This is a genomic window from Sporosarcina sp. ZBG7A (genome assembly GCF_000813425.1).
In the GTDB taxonomy this organism is placed as follows: Bacteria; Bacillota; Bacilli; order Bacillales_A; family Planococcaceae; genus Sporosarcina.
This window is the reverse complement of record NZ_JWIB01000054.1, coordinates 1-16,376: the sequence shown is the minus strand read 5'-3', so window position 1 is coordinate 16,376 and position 16,376 is coordinate 1. Positions and strand designations below refer to the sequence as shown.

The window sequence follows — 16,376 nt, the reverse complement described above, 5'->3', positions numbered from 1 at the left end:
TGGCTTGTCAACATTAAATCGGACAATTTTTATAAGGTCCCTAATCGGTACTCAATAGGCGTTAGATAATCCAGCGTTCCATGAATCCGAACCCGGTTGAACCAATTCACATAATCCTGTAGTTCACGTTCTAACTGGCTGATAGAAGAAAAGGTCATTTGCTTAATGAACTCTATTTTGACCACATTGAACATGGATTCTGCTACCGCATTGTCGTACGGGCATCCTTTCATACTTAGTGATCTTCCGATGCCAAAAGCTTTTAAAGCTTCATCAATTAGTTGATTTTTAAATTCACTTCCGCGGTCTGTATGGAACAATTGGATGCGATCTAAGCTGCGCTCAATGCTAGACAAGGCTTTGTATACAAGTTTTGCTGTCTTTTCTGGCCCAGCGCTATAACCGATGATTTCTCGATTAAAAAGATCGACAAATAAGCACACATAATTCCATCTTCCATTGACTCTTACGTATGTTAAATCACTGACAACCACAGCCAATTCTTCTTGACCGTTAAAGTTTCTCGCCAGAACATTCTTTACAGGTTCCTCATTCACTTTTGATTTAAACGGTTTATATTGAACGACAGTGTAATTGGATACAAGACCCGTTTGCTTCATGACGCGACCAATGCGACGTCTAGAAACCGTCCGGTTGATCTTCTCTAATTCTTTTTTGATTTTGCGTGTTCCGTAATTGTTTCGACTCTGTTTAAAAATTACCTTGATATCTTTTTGCAGGGTTCTATCCTCCGGTTGTTTAACGGATGTGTAATAAAACGTGCTTCTTGCGATCCCTAGGACGTCGCACATTGCTGATACCGAGTATTTGTGACGGTTGTTTTGAATCACATCTACTTTCGTCCCATGATCAGCGCGGCTTGCTTTAAAATATCGTTTTCCATTAGGAGACGTTGGTTCTCTTTACGTAATTTGATTAATTCATTCTCTTCGTCTGTACGCTGATCTTTATCTTCAAAAGACCCGGTGGCTTTGTGACGCCTCACCCAGTTATCAAAAGTGGTGGAGGTTAGGTCGTACTCACGAAGAATATCTGTACGTGTTTTACCGTTTTCATGTAGCTGTACAATTTGGTTTTTAAATTCCTTGGTATAGGTCCGTCTTGATCGTTTTTCAGTCATGTAGATTCTCCTCATCTCTTTGGTTGTATTCTACAAGACCCTAACTTTATTGTCCAAGTAAGTGTAGCCTATACAACTTGTATCTGACCTTAACAGCTTATATCTTAAGCTTAATGTACGTAACTTTCTATACAATTTATATTTTCGCCTTCGCTATAACAATGTGGGTCTTACTCTCCAAAAAGAGATTGAAAAACTGCTAGATTCGATTCGAGATTTTTAAATGAGCATTGTAGCAAGCAAACAGGGCTTTAAAGGAAGAAGGAGAATTTGAATGACAGTCGCGGTATCTTCAAAAAAAGTCCGAATCCCTTTGAAGTCTTACCTACTTTTTATTGTATTGGGGTTGACTTCGGGCATAATAACGAGATTATCAGACTTTTTCCCGAATGATGATATATGGAGGGTTAAGCCAATTAAAAAGGATTAATGAAACTAAGAAGATTTTCCGTTAACGGCGACAATTCATGCATAAGTGCTGCCAACAATCGGTTCATTTTGAAGTGTAGGGAAGAAAACGGAGGTCCTACTATGCAATTGATTTTTAACAAAATAACGCTTTACAGCTTAGTTTTTATCATTTTGATTAATAGTAATAGGATTCATATTACGAGCCATATTTTTCCCTATACAAGATATAAATCTTGTAAGTAGTAAAGAGCTATTGGAACTTCAAAAAGAATATGCGATCAAATACCCCATCGGAAGAGGGTTACTCTACTTAGGTCTGTTTCTTATAATTGTAATCATCACTCTATTCGTTACTAAGTTAATAAGATCAAAAAAGGTAATAAGTATTCCTTAATTTGGAGCAGTTGTGGAATAAGCACTGTGTCGGAATTCGGCCAAATTCTTGATGAGGATATGTGCCTTTTTGAGCAATAGGATAAATTCAATGGTAAAAATGATATAAAGGAGTTTGCTATGAATTATAAGATTGTATTTTTCGACGTTGATGGAACTCTTGTAAATTATGAAGATGGATGTATTTCTACAAGTACAAAGAGCGCTCTACAAATATTGAAAAGTAAGGGCATTAGATTAGTGGCAGCTACAGGTAGGCCATTATCGATGTGTCAAGATTTTAAAGATTTAGGGATAGACACGTTTATCACTGCTAATGGCGCCTATACTAAACACCAAGATCTAGTAATACACAAAATAGTATTGCCAAAACATATAGTTCATTCTGTAAAAAACGTTGCAAATGAAAATAAACAAAGTCTTTCATTTTTCACAGAAGAGTTAACGATGAACAGAATACAGAATCCGACTACTTTTCAAGCAATGAATGAAACTCTTTCATTACTAGAATACCCTAAGTTCAATGAAAAAATATTTGATGGAGAAGTATACTTAATGTGTTTATATGTAGGAGATGAAACCATTCCAAAATATAAAATGCAGTTTCCTGATTTAATTTTTCAACGGTGGCATCCGAATATCGTAAATGTTTTACATGAGGAAGTGTCAAAGTCAATTGCTATTAAAGAAGTATTGAAGTATTTTGATATAGATTCTAGTGAAGCAATAGCATTTGGTGATGGGGATAATGATATCGATATGTTAGGGATAGTAGGATATGGTATTTCAATGGGTAATGGTAGTGACAAATTAAAAATGAGTGCCAACTACGTAACGAAAAAATCAAGTGATGATGGTATTGAATTTGCTTTACAACATCTTCATTTAATCTAATTTGAGGGGATGTATTTATAATGTTTTATGAAATGTTTAATTATAACTGGCAAGTTAGAGAGGAATGGATTGAATGGTGCGATAGGCTCTCCAAAGAAGAACTCAATAAGAGGCGAACTGGCGGTATGGGAAGTATACTTCATAACTTGTTTCATGTTATCGATTGTGAGCAACTATGGATTAACCAACTACAAGAAACAGTAATTACGCAAAAAAATATGAAAGCTATAACAAATTCGGATGAAATTAAAGAGTTTTCTAATTCAACGAAAAAGGTAAGTAAGAGGTTTATTAGAGAGTATGAGAAAAGCAATGAGAATAATATATTTACTTATACTTCTAAAAGTGGTGAGAAAAAGCAATGGACATACAACAAGGTTCTTTATCACATCATTACTCATGAAATACATCATATTGGTCAATTATCTATCTGGGCTAGAGAAATTGGAAAAGAACCAATTTCATCAGATCTGATTTTTAAAGATATTGAATTGTAACGTTTATCTGGTTCAAAGAAATTTCAGATTTTCTACTTTAGCTAAATAACAAAGGTTTCATATTTTCGTATTCCACTACACAGCAATTTAGCCATTTGATTGTTAAATGTGTTTTATCAATTTCTAAAAGATATCCATTTTAATTGCTGCGGAAGAATAAAATTCAATAACTGAGGTGCTAATTAATATGACCCTACAAGTAGAACCAACACATGAACAAATAGATTTTTGGATTGAAAATTATGTCCCCCAAAAAGATTTCTTTTTTGTAGAGGAAAACAGCTTAAGTACTTTAAAAGGTTATTTGAATGAAGTAATGGTTATACCACGAGCGGAGTTTTTCGATCATTCTTCTTATAATCAAATCCAGTTTGTGAATAGCTATATGTACTGGACTTTATCGAATAGAATTGACTATATTATCGTTGCGAAGGGTAGTTGGATCACAGAGTTACCACTTCATTTGAGAAAGCGCATACTTGAAGTTCAACTTGAAATGGGAACAGGGTTAACTATCCCTGCTTCATTGTTCCAATCTACAGGTATTATTCCAGCTGAATATATAGTAAAAAGAAATAATAATATAAATAAATATTTCAATGATAATATTACAGCCCACGAAAAGGAATTCATTGTTTTCCGATCAAGTATGTGGAATGAACTACCTCGAATGGTACAGGCAAACATCGTAAAAGCATATGCTATGAAAATTGACGAGTGGACATGCAATAATATTCCAGAAAAAACGCCAACACATCTTAAAGCGTATGCGAATACTTTTTCAACTGTGGCTGGTAGTAATTGTCTAGCCTCAACATTATTTGCAATCACGGGAGAAGCTTGGATTCTCGATGAATGGGTGCATCCCGAAACATTTTTAAAGGGATTATTTATTAACAATTATTATATGGTAGATGATGACATTCAAGAAGGTGATGTGGTGACGTGGATAAATTCGAATAATATTATCCAACACGCTTCCTATCACATTGAAAATGATGTTTATTTTAATAAAAGCGGGCAAACTTTCTTTGAGCCATTAAAAATTACTCAGTTTGAACAAATAAATCGAACTTGGGAAGATTACGAAATAAATGTTTACCGGAAAAAATAATTTGACATTTGTCTTGCGACCGTATTAAAGAATTGGGGGCTATTTTACATGCTTCAATCGCTTCATTTAAAGGGTATATATGAAACTTTATTTAAGTGATCGCGACTAACTTGGATAAAGCAGTATTAACCTCAATACACGTGCATTTGAAAGGAACGAATATATGAAAAAATGTTTAGTTATAGCAATCTTTCTTTTTGTTCTCATCCCAACACTAAGCGGTTGTAGCAATGGTATTAAAGCGGTTAAGGAAGTAAATGTTTATGAGATGGAAAGCTTTGCTGAAGTTAAAAAAGATTCATTAGTCACTTTTACAGATGAAAAAGCAATTAAACGATTTAAAAAGGCTTTTAGCAGTGCTAAGAAACAACCAGGAGTAGTGGATATGGCAGACCCAGATTACAAAGTCGAATTGGGTGAGAAATCATTCTTTCTTTGGTTAGGTCAAGAATACGGAACTATAATGGATGTTAGTGATACGAATACTATCTACTCATTATCGGCAAAGTCAGTTGATAAAATTAATGATCAATTAAATTAACGGGGCCAATAACAGAAGAAGGTTTTGCTTCAAACGGACCAGATTGTTAGTTAATTAGGAGGATTGAGCACTTGAATGATCATATTGAAATTCATAATTTAGTACCTAAGTTTTTGGAGTTTTATAAAAAGGCAACTACTAAAGATATTGATTGTGAAGAGAGATGGGAACTATGGAAAAAATACTATAATTTTGCTGCTGTTCCTCCAGGTGAGAATGGTGAGGGGATAGCTAAGAAATTATTGAATGAAGCATGGGATAAATATTCTGATTATATTAGCCTTATAGAAAATTGGGAACCTGATGAATCTCTTGTATTAGGGTATCTGACAGAAGTTAAAAAGGTATTGGGGTACGACAGAGCCGTTAACTTCATTATAATTTATTTCGTAGGAGGATTTGAAAATAATCCATTTGTTGCTCCATACGATCAAGAAAGAATTGCGTTATGTTTACCAGTTGAGTGTGATACCTCAGATATAATTCTTTCACACGAACTCACTCACATTGTACATTCAAAAACCGCTAATTTAAAGTCCGAATGGGAAAGAACTATAGGATCTGCAATATTACAAGAAGGTCTTGCAACACGTGTTAGCAAATATTTAGTGCCTGGTAAACAGGACGAACAATACATTGAGTACACAAAAGGTTGGCTAAAGTCATGTGAAGCAAAGAAGAAAGAAATAGTAAAAGGTATACTTCCATATTTAGATGACTCTTCATCAGAAGCACTCACTAAATTTACATTTGGGACCGGAACCACTGGAAATGAAAGAGAGCTATACTTTGTTGGCTGGGAGATAGTGAAAATATTACAGAAGCAAGGTATAACTTTTAAACAGATTGCAAGTATTGAAGAAAAGGAAATTCCAAATTATTTACGTGAAGTATTTCCCTTATTACTTGAAGAAGAATCGCCATAAAAGATCTGATTATAACTCAACATCCAGGGGCTTTAGTAAAAGAACGGATAGCGCCTTTTTCTACTACAACCAAATGGACGATTTGTTCAAAAAGGTATTTTCTTAATGTTGAATAATAGTTTTGAATAAAAAATGGAGTAATAGAGGAGCATACTATTGGAAATTAATTTCAACAATTTTTTTGAAGACGAATTAACAATTGAGGATATACAAGTAGCTATAGAAAGTGGAGAAATAACCTCCAAAGAGTTGGTTATGTATTATCTTCACAGAATAGCGGAGTATGACCAAGATGGTCCTAAAATAAATTCTATTCTTGAAATAAATCCTGACGCAATATTCATTGCTGAAGCATTAGATTATGAAAGAAAAATAACGGGTGTTAGAGGTCCTTTGCACGGTATTCCTGTTGTTCTTAAAGACAATATTGAAACGAATGATTCAATGCATACAAGTGCAGGAACACTTGCATTAGAGACGCATATTAGTAATTACGATGCTTTTCTTGTCGAAAAGCTCCGTAACGCGGGTGCAGTCATATTAGGCAAGACAAATATGACCGAACTAGCTAATGGGATGTCAAATACGATGTGGGCAGGCTATAGTTCCAGAGGTGGACAAGTATTAAATCCATATGGAGATGCTAATCTTTTTGTAGGTGGCTCCAGTTCAGGTTCCGCAGTGGCTGTAGCTGCAAATTTCTCCGTTTTATCCGTAGGAACTGAAACAGATGCATCCATTCTTAGTCCTGCTATCCAAAACTCGGTAGTCGGCATTAAACCCACTGTTGGTTTAATAAGCCGAAAAGGTATAATCCCTTTTACATATTCTCAGGATACGGCAGGACCAATGGCAAGAACTGTTAAGGACGCATCTATTTTATTGGGAGCTTTAGTTGGTGTTGACAAACATGACCCCGCTACCTATAAAAGTGAAGGTATATTACAACCGGATTATTCGAAATTTTTGGACCCTGCGGGATTGAAAGGTGCGAAAATTGGTGTATTCAAAGATGGTACTAAAACGTTTTATGAATCCGTAGAATATGACGAGGAATTGTTTGAGGATGTCATACAGACCTTAAAGGAAGAAAGTGCCTTGGTCATTGAAGATATAGAAATCCCTTCTTATCATAGAGAGTGGAAAAGGGAAGTACTACTATCGGAGTTGAAACATAGCCTAGAAAATTATCTTTCCAAACTCCCTTCACATTTACCTATACATTCAATAAGTGATCTGATTCAGTTTAACAAGAGGAATGCAGATAGAGCATTGAAATACGGACAGAATAAGTTGGAGGAAATTGTGGTACTACCCAATACGTTAAGTAATCCTGACTATTTGAATGCAAAACTAGAGGATTTATATTTTTCCCAAACTGGGATTGATTATACCTTGAAAAAGCATGACCTTGATGCAATTCTTTTCCCTTCATATATAGGTTCGACAATCTGTGCCAAAGCCGGGTATCCATCGATAGCTCTACCTGCTGGATACAAAGAAAGTGGAAGACCATTTGGTATAACTTTTGCAGGTAGCGCCTTTAGTGAAGGTATATTAATAAAGTTTGCATATGCTTTTGAACAAGCTACTAAACATCGGAAAAGTCCAAAAATAATCTAGAAGACAAATGTAATTTAGCCCAAAAACAATTACGCACCCTAAAAAACTTTCGCTTCAAATATTAAATCTATTAATAAGTAAATCAACAAACAGGCCCAATTCTTGTAAAAAGATTTGTGCTTTTTCAACAATAGGACCAAATCGTGGAATAAAATAACGTCTTAGGAGTTGAAAGAGCAGTGATTTATAAGATTACAGGAATTGTATTTATTGCTATGGCAGGATTTATATATACTTTGGAAAGAGGATTCTCTTTGCTTTCTACGAGTGTAATTCAAGCAGGCTTTTTCTCTGGACAAATGAATGGTGAAGTTCCGGACATTGAAGTTAATGGATTCTTTGCCAATTTGTTTGTTCCAGTGTTCTTAATTCTAGGAATCATATTCTTAATTTATGGGTTCAGTAAAATTGTGAAAAATAAATAATCCGCAATCGGGGAGTTTGCGTTATAAGTGATTTCGTCTATATCGCAAAAGGGCCAGAATCTTTAAATAACGCTAAACTGATGAGGGAGTGAAATTGGTGAAAAAATTATTTTTAATAATGTTCTCTGCTCTTGCAATCTTATCTCTACCAGCATGTACACAGAAAAAATTAAGCTTTGACGAAGTGGATACTGTTCCTAAAAAAGTAACAGAAGCAATAAACCCTGATGATCAACTTCAAATGATTAATAAAAATGGTAAAGTGTCTTACATTGTTTTTCAATCAAAACAAGATGTTAAAGCCAGTTTGGAATCAGTGGATAAGACAGCACTTATCAAGTTAGATGAAGTGGATGCGAACGATAATGAACTAAAGCAATATATATACACGTTAACAATAGATGAATCTCATGACACAATTGAAATCAAAGTTAATGGTGAATCAACGCCTTATCCTATGACTATTATAGACTAACACGGGTTTTAATGGCACAATGCTTGTTCTTCAAATAGGAGCGTTTGTTGAATTCATATGTGCCACAATCGGACCATTTTCTGATTCTTTTATTGTATGGAGGTTCATGATGATAAAAGCTAGTGCGAAGTTTACTGTATTCTTATTTGTAGTACTAATAGTTGCACAATGGGTTTTTAGGTCGAGAATCGATTGGTTAGAAGCCATATCTATTTCTATACTAGGTTTTCTTTTTCATTATTTATTTGAGTGGATCGAAAGGAAAGAAATATACTAAGTTTTTAATTATCGGTCACAGCTGTCGCATAAGATTTGTGCTTCAATCGGGCCAATTTGTGGGGGGAAGTATTTTGAAACGTCTGGGATTAGGTATTTTGTGATAATGCTTATACTTTTAGCATTGTATCTTTTCATGTATGGCGAATTATAGAATCGAGTAAATGGTCATTGTCTGAATATGATTAATCGCTTTCATTGTTTGAGGAGATGGATTAATGAAAACCATGTCTATTATTGGCACAACTGTTTCAGTTTTGATTATTGCCATCATGTTAATTGTTTTGGTCAAAAACAACTTTGTAGCAGAGGAATACCCTAGTGGCATGATAGAAGATCAGCCTAATAAATTGTTGGATAGCGAATCCGAATTGTCGGGTAGGGATGTAAATATAGGTCTTGAAAACAACCAATTAGCTCCTGATTTTGAATTACAAAGTTTATCTGGTGAAAAGATTAGATTGTCTGATTACAGAGGGAAAAAAGTATTTCTTAATTTTTGGGCATCGTGGTGTGGTCCTTGTAAAGTTGAGATGCCTTACATGGAGAATTATTATAAAAAGTACAAGGATTTAGAAAACGTAGAGATTATTGCTGTGAACATGACTAAGGGCGAATTAAATACCAAAAAAGTACAAGAGTTTGTGGATGCTCATGGGTTAACTTTTCCTGTGTTACTAGATAGTAACGGGGACATAGAGAGAATATATAAAGTGATTGGTCTTCCCACAACGTATTTAATTGATGAAGATGGAATTGTTGTCCATGGCTTTGCAGGAGCAGTAAAAAACGCGAATGAGATTGAAAAGTTGATTAACAAAATTAAATGAGGTTACATATTGAGCCTTCAGTATTTAGATTATTTTAATGAATTAACGTGGGTCTAAACTATATTTTCAGTCCACTATCGGTGGCGGTTATGAGATATAATTCGTGTCTGTTTCTGTTAAATGGCCAAATTCAGAGGAGGGATTTGTTGTTAAGAATACTACAGTTTATATTTTCTGCAGTGGGTATTTTCTTTGCAGCATATGGACTTATAACAAAAGATTTTCAATTCCAAAGTTATATGATGTTATCCTTAGGTCTAATGTTTTTAGTAACGAGTATTCAAGAGTTTAAAGAAGATCGGAAAGTTTATGGTTGGCTACTTCTGGTAACTTCTCTTTTTACTTTGTTTGTCACAACTCAAGGATTTTTAATAGATTAATAGGGGTTATTCACGGTTAATAAAAATTGGATAAAAAACAAAGAGAATGTTGCATTATACTAAAGCTACACTTTCGTACAATACGTGAATCAAATCTGCCACAGCAAAGCATAAATTGACAGGATAAGTTCTTTTAAAGTTGCTAAGATGACGATAAGGAGTTGAAAGTCATGGCATGGGTGGAGTCAATACAAAAGGCGATTGAATACATGGAAAAGAATATAATGGAAGACATTACGATTGACAGTATTGCTAAACAAGCCAATGTGTCACCTTTTCATTTCCAGCGAACATTTGCTGTTTTGACAGAAATTACTGTGGGTGACTATATAAGAAGACGGCGATTAACATTGGCTGGAGAAGAATTACTGACAACGGATACAAAGATTATTGACATTTCCTATAAATATGGCTATGAAACTCCCGAGGCTTTTTCTAAGGCTTTCCGAAGACAGCACAAGATTACTCCGAGTGAAGCGCGAAAGAATAAAGGGAAGCTGCAATCCTATAATCGCCTGATAATCCAGGTAACCTTGAAAGGGGCTGAACCAATGAAGTATAGTGTAGTCGAGAAGAATACGTTTCAAATTGTTGGGGTTAAACGGGAATTTTCTACTGTGACAGAAGAAGAAAACGTAGTAGGAATTCCGGAACTTTGGGAAGAGGTCAATCAAAACGGGACAAGCGATTTGCTGTTTCAATTGAATGACGGGGTAGTAAAAGGAGTTTTAGGAATTTGTGGGGAAGTCAGCGAAGAGCAAAAAAAGGCTAATGTATTTGATTATTGGGTAGCAACCTCGAGCGCTGGGAAGGTTCCAGAAGGGATGCTAAGCTTAGAAATCCCTGCTTCCAAATGGGCGGTTTTTGAAGTGCATGGACCTATGCCTGCCGCGATGCAAAATGCGTGGAAACGAATTTTCTCCGAATGGTTCCCTTCCACTGGGTATGAGCATGCCGGTACACCAGAATTTGAATTATATACGGATGAAAATCCCAATAATCCAGATTTATACTCGGAGATCTGGATTCCAATTAAGTAAGTTCATTATTTGTATACTGTCATCAGCAAACAGTGTAATTCCATGACAATGGTTTGCACACTATTTCTATATCAAGAATAGGTCCCAGCTCCTTAAATAATTTAGAACTGTTTGCCCACCTAGTACCTTAATAATGATTAAGAAAGAGGAGCCCTCGGCGGTTCCTCTTTCTTTCGTGTAGGATGGTTCATCTAGTGAATAAAAATGATAAACTAGAGAGAGTAGCGCAAAAAGTGAGGTCAATTGGAAATAGTGTATCAAAATGTACATCGGAAGGTGAAAACTATGAAGTCAAAACCAATTTATGTAGAAATTCCAATAGATGTTCCGTTACAGCGGGTGTGGGAAGCTTCGCAAGAACCAGATTTACATGTGCAGTGGGACTTGCGCTTTTCTTCCATTCACTATTTACCTAAGGAAGACAATCAGCCGCAACGGTTTACTTATACACGAACTGTTGGTCCATTTATAACAGTAGAAGGGTGGGGGGAAAGTAGTGGCTCTGCTTATTTGGACGGTGGTTCGCGCAGTTCTTCCTTACACTTCGGCACGGATCAAAAAATCTCGCCGATACGTGAAGGTCGCGGCTATTGGAAGTATGAGCCGATGGAGGAAGGTACCAAGTTTTTGACGCAATATGATTATAAAACAAACTTCGGTAAAGCTGGACAATTGATTGATCAGTTGTTTCGACCGTTAATGGGGTATGCAACCGCACTGAGTTTTGATGTACTTAAACGGTGGATCGAACGCGGAGAAGCCCCGATATCTCAATATCGCCGTTTCTTCACAATGCAACTTTTCACGCTATATTTCGCCTTTCTATGGATGTATCAAGGTCTCGTACCTAAACTCCTTACCATGCATCCACAGGAAAAGGCCATGGTTGCAAGTGGTCTATCGCTTTCGGATGCTACAGCGACGAATGTTGTCTGGGCGATTGGTTTGGCTGAAGTTTTATTCGGAGTTGTTTGGTTGATATATCGCAAGAAACGACATCTCTTAATCTTGCAAATGGGCGCCTTTCCTTTGTTGACTATTGCAGCCTTCGTTGCTGCTCCGGAAACTGCCATTCATCCATTCAATCCCATCACGTTTAATCTATCATTACTTGTGCTGACAGGAATCGGCTTGCTCGTGAGCCGGGATCTTCCAACTGCTACATCTTGTAAAAGAAAGAGGTGAAATGTGAAGTGTCTATTTATCTAAAAGTGTTGGGGGACGATTTTTTTCGTCTTCATCCGATGCTTCAAAAAAGATATGCTTTTGAAGAGCCAGTCTTTCAAGCGGTAGGAACGATGAATCGCATATCGGGTGGCCCAAAATGGCTTTTTCCGCTCTTCCAATTGGGGGCGAGACGAAAATTCGTTTTTCCGGAAAGTGGAACGGATATTTCGTTTACGATTGTCAATTCATGCTTTACTAATTCGGCAGGCGACGAACAAATTCACTGGGAACGAAAGTTTAGTTTTCCAAAAAAGATGCGCTATTTCAATGCTTTGATGAGTTTGGATGAACAACGAATGGTTGTGAAAGATTACCTCGGGGAACCGTCGATCTTTTATTCGGATTTGGGGTTTACCGTCGTGGATGCCCACGCATTGAAAATCGAATCATTGAATCAACGATTGATAATCGGGAAGATAGAGATTCCATTGCCGAAATTTCTGCAAGGATTAGCGACAGTTGTAGAGTCGTACGATGAGCTGCATGGTGTCTTTCGAATTCATGTCGATGTCAAGAACCCATTGATAGGTAAGGTATTGTCATATGAAGGAGAGTTTACAGCGGATGCGTAAGTTTGTCATGATTCATATACTGTTGTTTATGGTCGCAATCGTTTTCAGTGATGCGCCGTGGCCGTACGGCTTGTTGGTGGTTGCGCAACTTGTGTACATTCCAGTTCTATTACGAATGGTCTGTACGGAACGCGATTGGTTTTGGAAGTATTATCCGTATGTCGCCATTCCTGCTTATACCGCGGTAGTGCTTGTACAAGTAGTCTCTACCAGATGGGATGGATGGATTGCTGCACTGTACTTATTGTTTACGGTATACATAGCTCTTTACGGAATCACCCGGTTTCTTCGTCGAGGATTTACGAATGTCGAGGAGTTTGCGATCGATCTTGGCCTCGTATACATAGCTATGGGTGGTGGTTGGTATTTCGCTTTTGTTGCGGAAATCGATTTGGGGTTTAGTTCATTGCTTACGTGGTTGACCGCCATCCATTTTCATTATTCCGCTTTTATATTACCGATTTTCATAGGATGGATAGGGCGTTTGCATCAATCGGTTTTGTATCGGTGGGCGGTGGCAGCATTGCTTGCAGCCCCGATGATCGTAGCGGTCGGGATTACGTTTTCACGATGGATTGAAATGTTCTCTGTCCTGCTATATATCTATGGGTTTAGTGTGGTTATTTGGATCGTTTGGAAACTTTCTTTCGCTTCTAGTTTGCAGAAGTGGCTGTTGCGCATAGCGTTTAGCGCACTTGCGGTCACTATTACGTTTTCCATGCTGTATGTACTGAGTAATGGTTTTGGTCTATTTTCCGTTACGGTTGATTTCATGCTTCGTTTTCATGGGATGTTGAATTGCATCATATTTGCTTTAGCCGGCATAATTGGGTGGTCGTTGGATGTGCCAAAATCTCGTTTTGTGCCGCTGACATTTCCGAGGAGCGGAATTCGCGGAAGACAAGTTGCGGAAGAAATCGGCCAGGTCGGTGGTCATCGCGGATTGTCTGATGAATTAACTGTTTACGGACTGTCGTCTGGCTCGGTCTCTCCTTTAATCATACGTTTCTACGAACACACGCTAGATTTCAGGCTGTACGCATCGACCCACTGGCATCACTGGTTTAAGCCGTTTGCGTTTCTTTATTCGTTCATCAGCAAACGCACGCAGCAAATTAATTTACCGTTACATTCTGAAGTGGTCGAGATGACGGGGGATATCTTTACGTTGGATGAAGGACTCGATGAACGGGAACAAGTGCGCGTGTGGGAACGAAAAGTAGGTGAACAAACGATTTTCACTGCTCTTTATTCGCAGCATAAAACAAATGAACGTATGTACATGAATATTGCGTTGCCCTTACCTTATTCGACAATGACGGGAATTTTGGAGTTGCAGGCAGTTGATGGAGGATTGCAGCTTACAAGTAAACGGACGGATCCAGCTTCAGATACGGGAGTATATTTGTCATTCAACAATAGAGATTTATTCACTTTACCTCTGCAAGAAACATTTTTCATTCAGGAAACAGAGGACGGTAATTTAAAAGCTACACATGAAATGTGGATATTTTCGCTTCCTTTTCTAACGATTGATTATTCGATTGTTTACGAAGGGGCTGAGGAGAAATGAGCTGAAAAAGAGGTACCTTTGTAAAAGCATTCATCCGCAAATACGTAAAATATCCAATAGATATGTTTAAGTCGGTAAACAAAGATCAAAGGGGTGACTGAAATGGAAATTAAAAGTCTTGCAGTATTTTGTGGGTCAAGTACGGGGATAGATAGTGGTTTCATAGAGCATGCAGAAAAGTTTGGAGAAGAATTAGCTAACAATAATAAAACTTTAATTTACGGTGGAGCTCAGGTGGGATGTATGGGCGCATTGGCTGATGCCACCTTACACAGTGGGGGTAAGGTGATAGGTGTGATTCCTCGAAAACTAAAAGCTGTAGAGATTGCTCATGATCAATTAACGGAACTACATGTAGTTAATACAATGCACGAGCGTAAATCAAAAATGGCAGAATTAGCGGACGGATTTGTCGCTTTGCCTGGGGGTGCGGGAACATTAGAAGAGTGGTTTGAAGTATTTACTTGGTCACAGCTTGGTTATCATGCAAAGCCCTGTGGATTGCTAAACGTAAACAACTTTTTTGATCCGTTAATTACCATGCTAGATCATACGATTGAACAGGGATTTATGAATAAAAATTATCGAGAAATGATAATTATCTCCTCAGACCGAAAAGAACTATTAGAAAAAATGGATTCTTATAGTCCGGGCTATGCTGTGAAATGGACTTAAATGATTTGTATCATATTGCAACATTAACAGCTACCTGAGAAAGAAACATTCGTGTTTGTTTAAACATTTACGTTTTCTTCATCAATAACCGAAGAACTTATTACTGAGCCCCCAACTCGCTACATTGTAGTTATTAAATGCAGGATTACCGTCTCGTTTATCGAAATGTAGAAGGAGGGAGGGAATACTCATGTCAAATGAAGACGTAAACAAACTATCGGATATGCTGTTACAAAGTCTTTATGACTATCACTTTGCTTATAACGGCGAACACTACACGCTACCAAAGGCAATGCTAAATGCCGACGTAAATAGCAAATTAGCAATTGAATATCTTATCGAAAAGGAATATGCCGCAGACAACGGAGGAGAATCGGATAATCTAGTTTTATCCATAACAACAAAAGGATTGGAATATATTAAAAATAAGCACGTCCATTAAGATAAAAAAAGGAAACGTGTGTAAGATAAGAACAATATTAAAATAGATACTATTAATAAAGGTGTGCATGAAACTTTCGTGTTTGTTTAAACATTCACGTTTGTTTTACGCACACCTTTCTTTACGCTGCCTTAACATAAGCATGTTGACTGAGAATTTCACACGGTTACTGTAACACAAAATAGACATGGAATTATCCATGCCTAACTACGAAATCTTTTATCAAGTAAGCTTAATAATATCTGTACCCAGGTTGGTAATTCTGGTAATACTGTTGATTATTATGCTGAGTCATATTATTTGTACCTCTATTGCAATCCGAGTATGGACCGATATATGTTGAAGGTTTTACAGGTTCTATAGCTTTTCTCCATTGATTTTCATCGAGACAATAGGTATGAGCCATGATATTTGCAGGAGTGAATTTTAAGATGTCTGAACCTAAGATCACCTCGGGAGTTGGTGCATTAAAAATTGCCAAAAGATGAGTGTTATCTGTTGTGGCCACTTCGTAATGCCACCACCCTTGAGGAACATTTGCGACTTTTCCAGGTGTAATAGGGAAATTGAGTAATTCTTTCGTAAATGGATTTAGTATCGAAACAGTAGCTGCACCCGAAATACAGTAGACTAGCTCAGCTGCATTTTGATGATAGTGAGGTTCCACCACATTATTAGTACTTAGGAAAATATCAAGCAGTGAGACATTCTCTAGTGTATTTAACTGTTGAATACCTAAAACATTAATAAAGTTTCTGCCGTCTTTTCTGAACAATGGACTTTCATTTACATCAAAAGTGAACTGCGTGGTTGGTGAAGTGTAATCAATATTTGAATTCATAAGCACATCCTTTTCTGATGATGTCAAATATGCATAGTTAGCACATATACAGGATATGTATGAATGGCTTGTCAACACTA

At 36.9% G+C, this 16,376-nt stretch carries 18 protein-coding genes; 16 read left to right on the top strand and 2 right to left on the bottom strand.

Features of this window, described 5'->3' with window-relative positions:
• Positions 1-29 precede the first annotated feature (29 nt).
• A protein-coding gene (locus tag RL70_RS15855) for an IS3 family transposase (protein ID WP_156137997.1) occupies positions 30-1,141 on the bottom strand; the annotation gives its coding sequence in 2 pieces (ribosomal slippage) (positions 30-889 and positions 889-1,141; 1,113 coding nt in all).
• Between the two features lie 924 nt (positions 1,142-2,065).
• On the opposite strand from RL70_RS15855, the gene RL70_RS15845 reads away from it, so the two are divergent.
• The 16 genes from RL70_RS15845 (at position 2,066) to RL70_RS15770 (ending at position 15,455) form a co-directional block, all read left to right on the top strand.
• Entirely contained in the window at positions 2,066-2,839 is a 774-nt protein-coding gene (locus RL70_RS15845; protein ID WP_039044376.1) for a Cof-type HAD-IIB family hydrolase, read from the top strand.
• Between the two features lie 20 nt (positions 2,840-2,859).
• Positions 2,860-3,336, top strand: a complete 477-nt coding sequence (locus RL70_RS15840) for a DinB family protein (protein WP_039044375.1) — start codon at positions 2,860-2,862, stop codon at positions 3,334-3,336.
• A gap of 187 nt (positions 3,337-3,523) precedes the next feature.
• A complete protein-coding gene (locus RL70_RS17415; protein ID WP_052246009.1) occupies positions 3,524-4,450 on the top strand; it encodes a hypothetical protein in 927 nt (308 codons plus the stop codon).
• Positions 4,451-4,613: 163 nt separating this feature from the next.
• Complete coding sequence (locus RL70_RS15830) at positions 4,614-4,991, top strand: hypothetical protein (protein WP_039044374.1); 378 nt, start codon at positions 4,614-4,616, stop codon at positions 4,989-4,991.
• 71 nt (positions 4,992-5,062) lie between these two features.
• Positions 5,063-5,917, top strand: coding sequence for a DUF2268 domain-containing putative Zn-dependent protease (locus RL70_RS15825; RefSeq protein ID WP_039044373.1), 855 nt, complete (start codon positions 5,063-5,065; stop codon positions 5,915-5,917).
• A 156-nt stretch (positions 5,918-6,073) separates the two neighbouring features.
• Complete coding sequence (locus RL70_RS15820; RefSeq protein ID WP_039044372.1) at positions 6,074-7,540, top strand: amidase family protein; 1,467 nt, start codon at positions 6,074-6,076, stop codon at positions 7,538-7,540.
• A gap of 179 nt (positions 7,541-7,719) precedes the next feature.
• Positions 7,720-7,965, top strand: coding sequence for a hypothetical protein (locus RL70_RS15815; protein WP_039044371.1), 246 nt, complete (start codon positions 7,720-7,722; stop codon positions 7,963-7,965).
• Between the two features lie 97 nt (positions 7,966-8,062).
• On the top strand, positions 8,063-8,440 hold the full coding sequence (locus RL70_RS15810; protein ID WP_039044380.1) for a hypothetical protein: 378 nt from the start codon (positions 8,063-8,065) through the stop codon (positions 8,438-8,440).
• Positions 8,441-8,934: 494 nt separating this feature from the next.
• On the top strand, positions 8,935-9,546 hold the full coding sequence (locus tag RL70_RS15805; protein WP_039044370.1) for a peroxiredoxin: 612 nt from the start codon (positions 8,935-8,937) through the stop codon (positions 9,544-9,546).
• 146 nt (positions 9,547-9,692) lie between these two features.
• On the top strand, positions 9,693-9,926 hold the full coding sequence (locus tag RL70_RS15800; RefSeq protein ID WP_039044369.1) for a YczI family protein: 234 nt from the start codon (positions 9,693-9,695) through the stop codon (positions 9,924-9,926).
• 170 nt (positions 9,927-10,096) lie between these two features.
• Positions 10,097-10,966 carry an AraC family transcriptional regulator gene (locus tag RL70_RS15795; protein ID WP_039044368.1) on the top strand — a complete coding sequence of 290 codons (870 nt, stop codon included), beginning with the start codon at positions 10,097-10,099 and terminating at the stop codon, positions 10,964-10,966.
• Positions 10,967-11,251: 285 nt separating this feature from the next.
• Positions 11,252-12,151, top strand: coding sequence for a DoxX-like family protein (locus RL70_RS15790; protein WP_039044367.1), 900 nt, complete (start codon positions 11,252-11,254; stop codon positions 12,149-12,151).
• 8 nt (positions 12,152-12,159) lie between these two features.
• On the top strand, positions 12,160-12,765 hold the full coding sequence (locus RL70_RS15785; RefSeq protein WP_039044366.1) for a DUF4166 domain-containing protein: 606 nt from the start codon (positions 12,160-12,162) through the stop codon (positions 12,763-12,765).
• A complete protein-coding gene (locus RL70_RS15780) occupies positions 12,758-14,338 on the top strand; it encodes a YndJ family protein (protein WP_052246007.1) in 1,581 nt (526 codons plus the stop codon). Before RL70_RS15785 ends, RL70_RS15780 begins: the two co-directional genes overlap by 8 nt.
• A 102-nt stretch (positions 14,339-14,440) precedes the next feature.
• Positions 14,441-15,013, top strand: a complete 573-nt coding sequence (locus tag RL70_RS15775) for a TIGR00730 family Rossman fold protein (RefSeq protein WP_052246006.1) — start codon at positions 14,441-14,443, stop codon at positions 15,011-15,013.
• Positions 15,014-15,203: 190 nt separating this feature from the next.
• On the top strand, positions 15,204-15,455 hold the full coding sequence (locus tag RL70_RS15770; RefSeq protein ID WP_039044364.1) for a hypothetical protein: 252 nt from the start codon (positions 15,204-15,206) through the stop codon (positions 15,453-15,455).
• A gap of 232 nt (positions 15,456-15,687) precedes the next feature.
• Here RL70_RS15770 and RL70_RS15765 read toward each other — a convergent pair whose 3' ends face one another.
• On the bottom strand, positions 15,688-16,296 hold the full coding sequence (locus RL70_RS15765) for a cupin domain-containing protein (protein ID WP_039044363.1): 609 nt from the start codon (positions 16,294-16,296) through the stop codon (positions 15,688-15,690).
• Positions 16,297-16,376: the final 80 nt, after the last annotated feature.

What these genes read in the sequence shown, in the direction of transcription:
- RL70_RS15775 (WP_052246006.1), top strand. Translation starts at nt 14,441, where the DNA reads ATGGAAATTAAAAGTCTTGCAGTATTTTGTGGGTCAAGTACGGGGATA.
- RL70_RS15795 (WP_039044368.1), top strand. Translation starts at nt 10,097, where the DNA reads ATGGCATGGGTGGAGTCAATACAAAAGGCGATTGAATACATGGAAAAG.
- RL70_RS17415 (WP_052246009.1), top strand. Translation starts at nt 3,524, where the DNA reads ATGACCCTACAAGTAGAACCAACACATGAACAAATAGATTTTTGGATT.
- RL70_RS15830 (WP_039044374.1), top strand. Translation starts at nt 4,614, where the DNA reads ATGAAAAAATGTTTAGTTATAGCAATCTTTCTTTTTGTTCTCATCCCA.
- RL70_RS15780 (WP_052246007.1), top strand. Translation starts at nt 12,758, where the DNA reads ATGCGTAAGTTTGTCATGATTCATATACTGTTGTTTATGGTCGCAATC.
- RL70_RS15790 (WP_039044367.1), top strand. Translation starts at nt 11,252, where the DNA reads ATGAAGTCAAAACCAATTTATGTAGAAATTCCAATAGATGTTCCGTTA.
- RL70_RS15840 (WP_039044375.1), top strand. Translation starts at nt 2,860, where the DNA reads ATGTTTTATGAAATGTTTAATTATAACTGGCAAGTTAGAGAGGAATGG.
- RL70_RS15845 (WP_039044376.1), top strand. Translation starts at nt 2,066, where the DNA reads ATGAATTATAAGATTGTATTTTTCGACGTTGATGGAACTCTTGTAAAT.
- RL70_RS15765 (WP_039044363.1), bottom strand. Translation starts at nt 16,296, where the DNA reads ATGAATTCAAATATTGATTACACTTCACCAACCACGCAGTTCACTTTT.
- RL70_RS15770 (WP_039044364.1), top strand. Translation starts at nt 15,204, where the DNA reads ATGTCAAATGAAGACGTAAACAAACTATCGGATATGCTGTTACAAAGT.
- RL70_RS15805 (WP_039044370.1), top strand. Translation starts at nt 8,935, where the DNA reads ATGAAAACCATGTCTATTATTGGCACAACTGTTTCAGTTTTGATTATT.